Below are 12,363 nucleotides of genomic sequence, written 5' to 3'. Positions count from 1 at the left end.
AAACGTTACAGGAAACGCTCAGCGCTGAAGGGCTCCATCTCGATGGCCGGCACCTCACCTTCCATCATCGAGGCAAGGAGTTGCCCGGTCGCCGGTCCCAGCGTGAAGCCCTGATGGGCATGACCGAGGGCGAACCAAAGGCCCTTGTGACGCGGCGCGGGACCGATGATGGGCTTCATGTCCGGTGTACACGGGCGTGCGCCCTTCCAGGGACGCGACTCGAGACGCTGCCCGAGCGGGAACAAACCACGCGCCGCCGTTTCCGCGGCCTCGAGTTGCGCATAACCCGGCGGCGCATCACGCGGCGCCAGCTCCGCACCGGTAGTCAGACGAATGCCCGCACGCATCGGCGACAGCAGATAACCGGTTTCGGCATCCAGCAACCAATGGTGCAATGTCGCCTCGTCACGCATGGCGTAATGCATGTGATAGCCACGTTTCACGAACAGCGGCAGGCGATACCCTAGCGTCGCCAGCCACTCATCCGCCCAGGGACCCAGCGCCAGCACGATATCGCGTGCCTCGAAGGCGCCGGTGTCCGTGGTCACGCGCCAGCCTTCACCGTTGCGTGTAATCGCTTGGATCTCGCCTTGCAGGCATTCTCCGCCTTCGGCCTCGAAAGCCCGCGCGTAGGCGTCCACCAAGGCGCCGGGATCGGCCACGCTCCAGGGATCGCGCCAATGCACGGCCCCGATGGCCTGGGCGTCCAGATCGGGCTCACACTCGCGTAATTCACCTGCACTCAAGGTGTCATGCGCCAGACCGAAACGCTCGCTCAATGCCCGCGCCTCGCTGAATCGCGCTTCTAGTGCCCCCGACGTACGAAAGACTTCCATCCACCCATCGCGGCGAATCAACGCATCGGCGTCCGCCGCCTCGATCATCTCCGCATGTGTCGTGATCGACAACGCGATCAGCGAGGCATATTCGGGGACGATCCGCGCATAGGCCTCGGGCGCGCTGTGCTGCCAGTACTGCCACAAGGCACGCCCCGCCTGCATCACGCCACGTGGCGTGTAACGAACATCCACGCCCTGGTTACCCAGCACACGCAAAAGCGTGTGCATGTCACGTGGAAAGGCATGCGGCGCCACCGCTTCACGCTGGATGATACCGGCGTTGCCGTAGGAGGTTTCACGGCCTGGCGCGCGGCGATCCAATAACCCCACCCGGCGCCCACGCCGCGCGAGGTGGTACGCCACGCCTACACCCACCATGCCTGCGCCCAACACCAGGGTATCGTGTTTCATCGTCGTGCCTCTCTGGTTGCATACAGGTGTTTTGCATCAGGCGCGGCATCATTCGCAACGCGCGTCAGCCACCATCCGGTTCTTGCCCTGCGCCTTGGCCTCATAACTCGCGGCATCGGCACGCTTGACCATCGCTTGCGCCTCGCTGTCATCGGCTGCCAGGCACGACACGCCCAGGCTCGCCGTGACGCAGTAATGCTTGCCATTATGCGTGACCGAAAGCGCCCCCACCGCGTGACGCACCTCTTCGGTGATACGCACGGCCTGCGCGTTCCCACAACCGGGGAGTAAAATCGCGAACTCATCGCCACCCAACCGGGCTAGATGGTCGTCGCGACGCACACAACCTTCCAGACAGCGAGCAATCGCACAAAGCATCTTATCGCCCAGGGCATGACCGCCGTCGTCATTGATGGGTTTGAAACTATCCAGATCGAACAGGATCAACGAGGCGTTCTCACCGCGCTCCCGGAAGACATGAAAGGTCTCCTCAAGGCGTCGTTCGAAGCCACGCCGGTTGAGTAGCCCGCTCAACGGATCGTGTTCGGCTTCCCAAAGCTGACGCTTCTGTTGTTCACGTAGGTGGGTGATGTCCTTGACGAAACCCACTACCCCCTGCGGCTGGCCGTCGTTCATCACCTGGCTGGTGTAGAGCTCCAGCCACATCATGCCCCTCTCTCCGCAGGCAAAACGCATCTGACGATGTAGCTCATGGTCCCCGTTCACCGCATGCCGCCACAACGCAAACAACACTGGGCGATCGTCGGGATGCAAGCGGCGCAGCCATTCCCGACGCTGGAATGCCGACGCCGACAGTCCCGTCAGGACCTCCAGGGCTGGATTGACGTAACTGATACGGCCGTCCAGGTCGGCCAAAAACATCGGTAACGGCGAGGAACTCAACACCGCATCAAGATAGGCTTGGCGACGTTGACGCTCCGTACGTTCTTGACCGCGTGCGTGTTCTACATCGTTGAAGGTCTGCGCGATACGGCGCAATTCCTCCAGCGAGGTATCCAGGGAAATGCGCGAAATCTTGCCCTGCCCCACCAGCGCGATCTGACGCGCCAAGCGCCGCAGCGGTGAAAGCCCCAGATGCAGCAACCACCACAACAACGGCAGCATCGACAGCACTACGACCACGGCCACCCACCACTGGCGACGCACGTAATCGATAATCGGTTGGCGCGTTTGACTTTGCGGCAGAAAGACACCCACGACCCAGTCCGGCTCCCAAACCTGGTGGTAACTCATCAACGCCGGCTCACCGTTGATGAGATGACCGGTACCGGTGCCCTGCCAGCCATCCAGAGCCTGTTCGAGCACCGGGCTCTCCAGCGTGGAAGGGATATGCTGCATGATCAGTGAGCTATCGGGATGGCTGAGCACCGTCCCATCACTGGTCATCAACACCGCATACCCCTCCTTGCCGATGCGCAGGCTGCGCAGGTCGAGGAAGAAGCGTCCGTCGCGCAGATTGACCACGCCGCCCAGCATGCCTGTGAATCGGCCCTGCGCATCCGTGAGCGGCACCCCTATCACCACCAGCGAGCGGCTATCGTGGAGCTTGCTGATGATCGGACGGCCGACGAAGGGTCGACCCACCTCTTTAATGAAGCGAAAATACTCACGGTCGGCCACATTCAAGCCCACGGCACCCGGCAACGACGGCGTGAAGCCCATGACATCCCCCTCGGCATCGACGACGAATGCCGAATCGAACAGCTCCAACAGCGCCGTGTGATCGCTCAAGCGCGCCTGTACGTCTTCATAGCTGTCCTCGACCAACGGCACATCGCCCTGCAGCGCCCCCGCTTGCGAGGAGGCAATAGTGCCCAGCGTATCGAGCCGCAGCGAAATGGATTGCTGAATATCGCGGGCGATCAGAGACGCTTCGTAATCCAGATGCGCCCGATTGATCTCCTCGGCGAGACCGCTACCGCCGCGCAGCGACACCCACAGAATGGCGATGACCAACACACTCCAGCCCACCCCGGTGCCGAGGATCAAACGCCCCAGCAGCGTTTTGGGTAGCAATGTCTTGAAGAATCGTCCCATGCGATTTGGCCATATTCGCATTATGCCTCGCCGGCCCCGCGTCATTAGTTAGTGGTGGGCGACAAGCGTATCCCAGCGGCTCCAGCGAGCAAACCCCGCGCGCCTCACAGCCCTTTGCGCGACGCTGTTTTCCTCGCATACTGAAGGCACACAGCCCCAAGGGCCTGGATGAAAGGATGCAACATCATGCCGAACGCTGCGCTACTGGACGATACCGTGCTCAATGCCCTGCGTGATCAGGCCGAAGAACGCGCCGACCTCGCCTCGCTGTGGCTTTACGGTTCGCGCGCACGCGGTGCCCATCACGCGCAAAGTGACTACGACATCGCGGTTGCGTTCACCGATTGGCAGCATGATCCACTCGAAAGGCGCCTGCGTCCCGAGCTAATGGCGCTCGACTGGCAGGCTTCTCTGGGGCTCCCCGAAAACGCACTGAGTATCGTCGATATCGCCATCGCCCCCATTCCCCTCGCCTGGACCATCATCAGCGACGGGATATTGCTATGGGATCGCCACCCATCCCTGCGCATGCAACAAGAATCTCGCATCATGTCGCGCTGGGAGATCGATTACCTTCATTCACGGAAGCACTATGACTAACGGCACAGGTGACAAAGGCCCCGGTTACGCCTATCTCAGAGCACTCAGCGAGCATATCGATAATTGCCGTAACGATCTTGAGACATTACGCGAGATCTTGGTCACTCGGGACTGGACGCGACTCGAGCAGACTGCTGCGGAAAGAACCCTGCAAGTACTCATTGAAAGCTGTATCGGTGCCGCCAAACACTGGGCTCGGCTCGAAACCGGCAGCATGAGCGGTGACGCCATGACCGCTTTTCAGCGTCTCATGGATAAGGGCGTCATCGGCAGGGAAGTCCCTTGGCGCAAGATCGTGGGCCTACGTAACGTGCTCGTTCATGATTACCTTACCGTCGATACCGATATTGTCCGCAGTGTCATCGAGGCCCATCACTACCAAGCATTGCTCACCTTTGCCCAACAAGCCCATGAAGCGCTTTACGAGGCAACCCTATAAATAAAAACGCCGGTGCACGAGGCACCGGCGTCAGGGGCAGACCCGGTCGAAGGGTGAGGCGTCAGTTCGGATGGTCGAATGCAGAGACCGATAGTTATCCTCTACTGGCAGCAAGAGAGCTTCTACAGCAGGCCATTCGGGAGCAGAAATTCTACAGTTAGGCGAGTGGTGGAGAGACTCAGCAACCGACCGGGGCATCGGACGCCGGCACAAGGGTTTACGGGCGAACACTCAAGCACTGAACACTACGAGTGCTGCAGTTATTCTATCACCCAGGAACAATAGACCCCACAAATCTTGCTGCATATACAACCACATCAAAACTTTCTGTAACACCCAAAGGGCCAGACACAAAACCAAACAGTACAACAAAGGCAACTAGCCTCACCCTATCTTCGAAGAATGACAGTACACCATTTCGAATAGCTTTGTCCTTCAAAACAATAAAGCATATTGACAGTATAATATTTGTTATAGCCAACGACCACCACCGAAAATGATCTTGACCCAGGGGGTAAAGGGCTAAAGGAGATAGTGACACTATAAAGATAAGCTTAACCCTTAAATCAACCTGTCCACGTATTGACATGTACAGCTTATACATCATATACGCAAAAGGCATCATAAAGAAAACCATAGCCCCATGATGCACTAAGCGTGGAAAACTAAACCCAAGCCTTATTGTTCTATCGACATTTTCTTCAAGAGAAGAGTTATGAATAACAGCAAGAGAACTACTAACCACCCTATCACCATAAACACCTCTCAAGGCTTCCAGGTGATCTTCAAACCCAAGCGCACTATATCCTCCGCGCGTAGAAACCAAGAATGTCATAAAAAAGATAGCTGCAAAACTAATGCCTTGAAAAACAAAACCTTTTTTAGAGGGGTCAATGTAGTTCCAAAAAACAAGAGCAAGAGGCAATACCATAAAAAATGCGGCTTCATGCACTAGGACAGAAAAAGATAGACCTGCAACAACAGTAGCAAAAGTTGCATAAACACTTCTTTCGGCAAGAAACTTTATTGATAAAACAACTAGTATAAAAACTATATATATAATAAGATCAAACCTTCCAACATCAAAGGCAAAGTGTTGCAAAGTCGCTGGAGAGGTAGCAGCAAAGATCATGAGCAAAAAGGCACCCAACCTCCCCCCATAACCTACGTAAGGCTTCGAAACAAACAAAAAAAACAAAAAGGAAAGGCCCCCTAGGAATACATATGAGACAAAATTAACAAAGTCATATGAAACATGGCCTACAAGGGTCTTTAGGAAATCCCCGACAACCCCTCTTTTTACAAATCCATCGTCATAATTAAAAAGGTAATGGGTGTAAGCCCAATCACTCAAGTAACTCGTGCCATTTAAAAAAAGATGGGGGTTCGACCTACCCCAGACAACCAGCGCCACAAAAGAACACACCAGAAACAAACTTACTTTTCCGGCATCCCTAACACCCCAAGCATTTAATTTAATATCCACTCTTCCCACCTAAATAGAAGAAACAGAAAAAGCGCCCCTTTCGAAAACAAACCCATGATCCACCAACTTAAGCATAGGCCAGTCTCCCTTAGAGTCTCCATACGCATATGTTAACCTTCTGCTATTCAGCTTAGAAACGACTATTCGCCGCGCCTTTTCATCCCCATGACAATTCTTTCCCTGAATCTTCCCTGATACGTGGCCCTTCTGACCAACTTCTAGCGCTGTGCAGATCACATCCGAAAAACGCTCTCGCTTAGCCCAAGACTCCAGGTAAACATTCATCGAGGCACTCACCAGTACGCACTCATGGCCTTGGGCCTGGTGCCATCTGAGACGCTCCATCCCTTCTAGGCGCAGCATGGTGGGGATCACCTCTTCACTGAAACGCTCCCCAAATCTAAAGAGCTCATCAATGTGATACCCCCCTAAGTACTGTTTGAGTACGATTTGTTTGGCGATGTCGTTACGCAGTAGCTTTGCATAATAAGCACCGAGTACCGGGCTCAGCAGCGCAAGCTTGGCGTAATAGGTCGGTTTGCCAACGACGAACTTGAGAAACGGCATCAAAGTATCACCAGTCGTCAAGGTGCCATCGAAGTCAAAAAAGGCGACGGGACGAGTATCGAACTCAGGAAGCTGATTCATAACGACATCCGTTTGAAGATAGCTTCAGGGATATGCTTGATGATCAGCATGATGCCCCACCAGAACCACGGCAGGTACACCTCCCCCTTGCCCTTCTGCATGGCCTTGATGATGCCCGTGGCGATCTGCTCGGGTTTGGCCCACAGCGGCCCGCCTTTATCGAGCTCGGCGGTCATGGGGGTATCGACGAAGCCGGGCTTGATGGTCACCACGTCCACGCTGGCTTTGGCCAGCCGGTTGCGTAGTCCCTGTAGAAACAACGTGACCATGCCCTTGGCGGCGCCATAGACATAGTTGCTCTGCCGCCCCCGATCGCCGGCCACCGAACTGATCACGGCAATCACGCCGTGCTGTTGCTGCTCGAGGCGGTTGGCAAGCAGGGTCAGCAGACTGATCACGCTCAGGGCGTTGGTCTCGATCTCCTGGCGGGTCTTGTCGACATCCGCCTGGCAGGCCTGCTGGTCCGGCAGAGTGCCGTGGGCGATCAGCACGCCATCGATGCCGCCCAGCGCTCGCTCGCCAGCGTCGATAAGCCGAGCATGTTGATCACTGTCGGTCAGATCGGCCACGCACCCATCGATCTGCTGTTGGTCGCTGGCCCGTACCTTGAGGTCATCAATAAGGGCCATGAGCTTGTCGCGGTTGCGCCCCACGCAGTAGAGAGAGGCTCCCTGGGCAACCAGCTGCCGGGCGGTCTGCTCGGCAATGGCGGAGGTCGCCCCGAAGAGGATTACACGATTGAGAGAGTTCATGAGGTCACACGCTGCCAGAATCGGGAAGAAAAGCCGGGGTCGATATAATCGCTGAAGGCTTCCCATTGGGGGTAGCCGGACTGAAACAGGCTCGCCGGCATACGGGCGTCCTTGCCGGGGTAGAGGGTGCCACCGGCCTCACGCACGATGGCATCCAACTCCTCGAGAAGGCGCAGGGTCTTGTTGCCCCGGTTGGGGAAATCCAGGGCCAGGGTCGTGCCGGGGCGCGGAAACGACAGCATGCCCAGCGAGGGCTTGGTCCCGAAGGTCTTGAGCACGGCAAGAAACGACCCCTCCCCGCGCCTGGCGATGGTATCGAGCAGTGCCGCGGTAGCGGCCTCGGCCTCGCGGGGCGGAATCACGCACTGGTACTGGTAGAAGCCACGCCGCCCATAGATGCGGTTCCAGTCCTGAATGGCGTCGAGCGGGTAGAAGTACGGCACATAGTGAGTCAACGTCCCCTGGGGTTTCACAGACTGTCGGTAATAGAGAGTATTGAAGGCGCGCAGACTCAGGCCATTAACCAGCGAGAATGGTGGATCGACGGGGATCCGCTTGCCGCCCTCCTTGAAGGCCGGAAATTCAGCCTGTGACGCCGCATGCTGGCCGGCCAACAGGATGCCTCGGCCTTGGGCCTTGCCCTTGGCCAGGCAGTCGATCCAGGCCACGGTATAGGGCCAGCGAGCCTCGGCACGACGGTTGAGCGCCCAGAACTCGTCGAGGTTGGCGAAGCGCTGCGACTCGACCCACATCCAAGGGTTCTGGATGGGCATCAGCTGCAGCTCGACCCAGCGAATCAGCCCAGTCAGGCCCAGCCCGCCGATGGTTGCCGAGAACCAGCCATTGTCGTCCTCGGGCCGGCACACGATAACGCTGCCATCGCTGCGCCATACTTCCAGAGCACGGACGTGGTGACCGAAGCTGCCCACGGCATGGTGGTTCTTGCCATGCACATCGTTGGCGACTGCGCCGCCCACCGTGGCCAGGCGCGTCCCAGGCGTGCTGGGCAGAAACCAGCCTTGGGGCACCACCAGGGCAAGGATCTCGGCAAGGGTAACGCCCGACTCACAGCGCAACACACCACGCTGCGGGTCGAACTCAATAAAGCGGTCGAGCCCTCGGGTGAGCAGCAGCGTACCCTGTTCGGTCAGGCACACATCGCCATAGCTGCGCCCGCTGCCATAAGCCAGCAGCGGCCTGGGCAGGCTGTCCGGCACGCCGGCGGAGCGTTGGGTCAGCGCATGGACCGCGTCGGGAGCCACGCGCGGTAGACGGTTCCATGAACGTGGGGCGGTCATGCTGTCTCCTCCGCAGGCGCTTCACCATGACGGCTGCGGACCAGGGCCACCAGGCCGATCATCACCGCAAACCACAGCGTTGCCAGGCGAATGAATACCGTCGCCGCAATGGCTGCAGGCATAGTCATGCCCTTGAGGATCAGCAGCGAAACCATCACCGCTTCGGCGCTCCCTAGGCCGCCCGGCAGGAAGCTCAGAGCGCCGGCCAGCATCGACAGCGCATAAACGAAGATGGCAAACGACAGTGATATGTCGGCATCGAGCCAGCCCAACATCCAGTAGAACGCCAGTGCCTCCGCCCCCCAGGCGATCACGCTGATCACGGTAGCGACGCCCAGCAGGCCGGGACGATGGCAGCGGCGCGCGCCCCCCAGCATCTCGCTGACATGGATAACCAAGGCCATCAGCTTGCCCTGGCGAGCCGAGGCCCAACGATGCAGCCTGTCCAGCAGGGTCTTGCTCGACAGGCAGGCCAGCACCACCACGATCCCCAATACCCCGGCAAGCACAATGCTCCGCGCCTGGGGGTATTGGGCCAGCCCCACCAGGGTGAGCAGCACGATGGCAACGAGGTCGGAAAGGCGCTCGCTGATGAAGGCAGCGAAGGTCGCCGGGAACGGTACCCCACGTTGCTTGAGGAGTACGCCCCTGAAAGCCTCCCCCGCCTTACCAGGCGTGGTCGTCAGGGCAAAGCCACTGAGATAGATTCGCAGGCTCGGCGGCCAGGCCACGCGATGCCCCAACTGCGACAAGTAGAGCTGCCAGCGCCAGAACCGCAGAGCGTAGTTCAGCAGCGACAAGCATAGGGCGATCAGCGTGCCTATCAGGCCTATCCGCACGAAGGCAGCTACCACCTCATTCCAGCCTCCCCACAGGGAAAACGCCAGGTAGCCGGCGGTGGCGGCCACGATGGAGAGGATCAGCGCCCGCAGCCGCCACCCTTCCAGGTAATTCACCTCCGCCATCATGTTAGGACCCACAGGGTCGACCCCACCCAGCCCACGACCGTCGCCAACAGATGGTGGTCGATGACCAGGTCCTTGGCCGTATCATTGCCTTTGGACTGTTGATGCAGCAGGTAAAGATAGCGAAAGATGCCATACACCACGAAGGGCAAGGTGTAGATCAAACCATCACTTCCATGCAGGGCGATCGTCTTTGGGGAAACAGTATAGAGGCCGTAGGCAAGGACCGTGCATGCAGCAGTGACAGCAATGAACTGCTCAAGCATGGCCGGACTATAATCATCCAACACACGGCGGGTCAGCCCTCCGTTACAGTGCTCGTTACTCTCGAGCATCAGTAGCTCGGCGCGTCGCTTGGAGAAGCCCAGGAACAATGTGACCATCAGACCGCACAGCAGCAGCCACGCGGACGGCGCGATGCCTAACCCCACCGTGCCGGCCAGAATGCGCAGCATGAAGCCGGACGAGATCAAGAATACATCGAGGATCACGATGTGCTTAAGGCGCCAAGAGTAAAAGATGTTGATGACAAAATAAGTTGCTACAAACAGAGTGACCCAGCCGCTAACCAACATTGCTAGCATCATCGATGCGGCTATCAGTCCACCAAGCAGCTGTTTGGCCGCACGCGGGGAAATGGCACCACTAGGCAAGGGACGACGACACTTCACCGGGTGGGCCCGATCCGCCTCGATATCCATGATGTCGTTGAGCACATACACCGCACTCGCCATGCAGCAGAACGCCAGAAAAGCCAGCAGCGCTTGAGAGAGTGTGAAAAGATCCCACTGATGGGCAAATAACGGCCCGACTAGCACAAAACCATTCTTGAGGTACTGGTGTGGCCTCACCAGCTTTATAACCGAATGCATATATGGAATCCCTGCGACGAGACATGGACTTGCTATCTTATTTAATAGACCCCGAACCTCTAGAAATCCGCTCACATTAGCCTCGTTATCATTGCGTGAAATCGAATTCGCTGGAGCTTTATAAAGTAGATCACCTGATCCCCGGATATTAATCAGCGAAGCTTTAACCAGACTTTAACTAGTCTTTAACCAGTAGCAGCGCGTGCCTCGTCTGTCGCACGGTATTGCAAGTTGGCCGCTTTCGAAGAGTCAGAGGTTAACATCTTATGCATTTTTATAACCATAAAGACTCTAAATGCAAGGACGTTACCATCGACTGATGGGCGAGCGACCGTATCACGCAGTCGGTTCTTTATTGAGATCGGCACAAACGAACTTACCAGTCCTTTCATGCTCCGTTTCCTCAACTCATCCTCCCCAACTTTTATTCCACTAATAATTTTATCTGCAAAACCAGGCCCGAACAGATCAGACGAATAATTGCTACTAATCTCTGACCTCATAAGGTCGACGCACGCTTTCCCTCGGAGTATGTCTTTAGGGTTAGCATTTGCGACTTTAACGGCAAATGGGACTCTCGGCTCCATAGATTCAACGATGTTCTTTAACAGATGCTTATCCGTCCTAAGATTGTCGGGAAAGCTTCTAACGGCATCTAGCACTGACCTGGAAAGCAAAGGGTTTATTTGCTCTAAATACGAGTATTTGATATCCGACAGGGCCGCAAGAACGGTGGGAATACGATATTCTTGGTGAAGTCGATCTCGCCATGCGTAAAATGCCTCCCCTTCTTTTTGGCGTAATTCAACTGGCATTTCTTGAGGGGAAAATCCAAACTCATTAATAACTTTCGATAAGTTTTTGTAGTCGGAACACAAACCACAACCGGCTAAATGCCTAACGGCCAACTCTGATGAAGCTGGGTACTCTCCAAAACCTTCATCACCCCTAATGACTCCATTCACCCCCTCATCATGGAGTTGTTTCCAGATATCCATACCATCCATGTACCCAGCAATATGGTCAACACGACCTTCACTGCAAAAAAGGAATCGATCGAAAACCACCTCAAGCGGCTCTGGAGAGATATCTGTATGATAGTATTTATGCTGAACTCCTACGGAACGAGCTAGCTCCTTAGCCACATAAGCATCATTGTCTTTTTCATTCTGCGATTTTTCTAAACCCCACGTTATCGCCTTCAGATTATCTGGTGCCCCTATAGTATTTTTTATAGATAACAAGATTCCTCGACTATCATAACCCCCAGATAGCGGTAGCACCCATCGCTCAAAATCGACACTCTCAAGAGACTCCATAGTTTGACTGATCGCATCAGTCAATAACTTCTTATGGCCTTCCCTCTTACGACTAACCACAGAAAAGTTAATGGGTGTTTGAGTGACAGAGGTGCGCCATGACTTCTTGTCAAGCGATAAAGAACTATCGACTGGCAGGCGCTTGATTCTTTTATCCCAAGAAAACTGCGGACCCAGCGAGCCTGTCGATAGCATCCACGGAACCACTCTTTCATCAAATTCAAATGTCCCAAGGAACATAATTATTGCGCGTTGCGATGTTGATGCAATAAAAATCTCTTCATCATGGTAATACCAGACCGTTCTAGTCCCAACACAATCGCTCACCACTTCAAGCTCGGCCTCATCAACCCTAAACAAGGCATAATTACCATCTGGATAGTTTTTCCCGGGTTCATCCCAGCGCACTTTGTGTTTCTCATATAGAAACCCAAGAAACAAGCTCATCCGGGACTCTTGGAGGGCGCCACTATCCATGCATACAGCATATGCCAAATCATCTTCGACACGTACTACATGAGGTTTCGGAGCATCGATATTGTCTGGAACAAGCTGATTACAAATTTCATTCAGCTTTTCCTTGGTACTATAACTGAAACCTGATTTTCGACTGCAAGCGTATAAAACTTTGGACATAAGGCTTCTTCCTGGTGCTGAAAATTGACTGCTAATTGGT

11 protein-coding genes are annotated in these 12,363 nt (G+C 55.8%); 2 read left to right on the top strand and 9 right to left on the bottom strand.

What is annotated here, in order from left to right; genetic code table 11:
- Positions 1–5 precede the first annotated feature (5 nt).
- Both SR908_RS16145 and SR908_RS16140 read right to left on the bottom strand, forming a co-directional pair.
- On the bottom strand, positions 6–1,250 hold the full coding sequence (locus SR908_RS16145; protein ID WP_246923452.1) for an NAD(P)/FAD-dependent oxidoreductase: 1,245 nt from the start codon (positions 1,248–1,250) through the stop codon (positions 6–8).
- A 48-nt stretch (positions 1,251–1,298) separates the two neighbouring features.
- Complete coding sequence (locus SR908_RS16140) at positions 1,299–3,308, bottom strand: sensor domain-containing diguanylate cyclase (protein ID WP_246923449.1); 2,010 nt, start codon at positions 3,306–3,308, stop codon at positions 1,299–1,301.
- A gap of 186 nt (positions 3,309–3,494) precedes the next feature.
- On the opposite strand from SR908_RS16140, the gene mntA reads away from it, so the two are divergent.
- Both mntA and hepT read left to right on the top strand, forming a co-directional pair.
- Positions 3,495–3,908: a type VII toxin-antitoxin system MntA family adenylyltransferase antitoxin gene (mntA, locus tag SR908_RS16135; RefSeq protein ID WP_246923446.1), complete on the top strand. Its 414-nt coding sequence runs from the start codon at positions 3,495–3,497 to the stop codon at positions 3,906–3,908.
- Entirely contained in the window at positions 3,901–4,347 is a 447-nt protein-coding gene (gene hepT, locus SR908_RS16130; RefSeq protein ID WP_246923444.1) for a type VII toxin-antitoxin system HepT family RNase toxin, read from the top strand. Before mntA ends, hepT begins: the two co-directional genes overlap by 8 nt.
- A 268-nt stretch (positions 4,348–4,615) precedes the next feature.
- Here hepT and SR908_RS16125 read toward each other — a convergent pair whose 3' ends face one another.
- From SR908_RS16125 to SR908_RS16095, 7 genes are all read right to left on the bottom strand, one after another.
- Positions 4,616–5,833 carry a hypothetical protein gene (locus SR908_RS16125; RefSeq protein WP_246923441.1) on the bottom strand — a complete coding sequence of 406 codons (1,218 nt, stop codon included), beginning with the start codon at positions 5,831–5,833 and terminating at the stop codon, positions 4,616–4,618.
- A gap of 9 nt (positions 5,834–5,842) precedes the next feature.
- Entirely contained in the window at positions 5,843–6,481 is a 639-nt protein-coding gene (locus tag SR908_RS16120) for an HAD-IB family hydrolase (RefSeq protein ID WP_246923438.1), read from the bottom strand.
- A complete protein-coding gene (locus tag SR908_RS16115; RefSeq protein ID WP_246923436.1) occupies positions 6,478–7,233 on the bottom strand; it encodes an SDR family oxidoreductase in 756 nt (251 codons plus the stop codon). Before SR908_RS16115 ends, SR908_RS16120 begins: the two co-directional genes overlap by 4 nt.
- Entirely contained in the window at positions 7,230–8,531 is a 1,302-nt protein-coding gene (locus SR908_RS16110) for an FAD-binding oxidoreductase (RefSeq protein ID WP_246923433.1), read from the bottom strand. Before SR908_RS16110 ends, SR908_RS16115 begins: the two co-directional genes overlap by 4 nt.
- Positions 8,528–9,499: a lysylphosphatidylglycerol synthase transmembrane domain-containing protein gene (locus tag SR908_RS16105; protein WP_246923429.1), complete on the bottom strand. Its 972-nt coding sequence runs from the start codon at positions 9,497–9,499 to the stop codon at positions 8,528–8,530. The genes SR908_RS16110 and SR908_RS16105 overlap by 4 nt, the downstream gene beginning before the upstream one ends.
- A complete protein-coding gene (locus SR908_RS16100; RefSeq protein ID WP_246923426.1) occupies positions 9,496–10,368 on the bottom strand; it encodes a decaprenyl-phosphate phosphoribosyltransferase in 873 nt (290 codons plus the stop codon). The genes SR908_RS16105 and SR908_RS16100 overlap by 4 nt, the downstream gene beginning before the upstream one ends.
- A 185-nt stretch (positions 10,369–10,553) precedes the next feature.
- Positions 10,554–12,323, bottom strand: coding sequence for an asparagine synthetase B family protein (locus SR908_RS16095; protein ID WP_246923423.1), 1,770 nt, complete (start codon positions 12,321–12,323; stop codon positions 10,554–10,556).
- Positions 12,324–12,363: the final 40 nt, after the last annotated feature.

The sequence above is a fragment of the Chromohalobacter canadensis genome (assembly GCF_034479555.1).
Taxonomy (GTDB): Bacteria; Pseudomonadota; Gammaproteobacteria; order Pseudomonadales; family Halomonadaceae; genus Chromohalobacter; species Chromohalobacter canadensis.
Note: the sequence above shows the minus strand (reverse complement) of the source record. Positions and strands in the feature narration are given on the sequence as shown.

Coding starts and splice junctions, on each gene's coding strand:
- SR908_RS16145 (WP_246923452.1), bottom strand. CDS start 1,250: ATGAAACACGATACCCTGGTGTTGGGCGCAGGCATGGTGGGTGTAGGC.
- SR908_RS16140 (WP_246923449.1), bottom strand. CDS start 3,308: ATGGGACGATTCTTCAAGACATTGCTACCCAAAACGCTGCTGGGGCGT.
- mntA (WP_246923446.1), top strand. CDS start 3,495: ATGCCGAACGCTGCGCTACTGGACGATACCGTGCTCAATGCCCTGCGT.
- hepT (WP_246923444.1), top strand. CDS start 3,901: ATGACTAACGGCACAGGTGACAAAGGCCCCGGTTACGCCTATCTCAGA.
- SR908_RS16120 (WP_246923438.1), bottom strand. CDS start 6,481: ATGAATCAGCTTCCTGAGTTCGATACTCGTCCCGTCGCCTTTTTTGAC.
- SR908_RS16115 (WP_246923436.1), bottom strand. CDS start 7,233: ATGAACTCTCTCAATCGTGTAATCCTCTTCGGGGCGACCTCCGCCATT.
- SR908_RS16110 (WP_246923433.1), bottom strand. CDS start 8,531: ATGACCGCCCCACGTTCATGGAACCGTCTACCGCGCGTGGCTCCCGAC.
- SR908_RS16105 (WP_246923429.1), bottom strand. CDS start 9,499: ATGATGGCGGAGGTGAATTACCTGGAAGGGTGGCGGCTGCGGGCGCTG.
- SR908_RS16100 (WP_246923426.1), bottom strand. CDS start 10,368: ATGCATTCGGTTATAAAGCTGGTGAGGCCACACCAGTACCTCAAGAAT.
- SR908_RS16095 (WP_246923423.1), bottom strand. CDS start 12,323: ATGTCCAAAGTTTTATACGCTTGCAGTCGAAAATCAGGTTTCAGTTAT.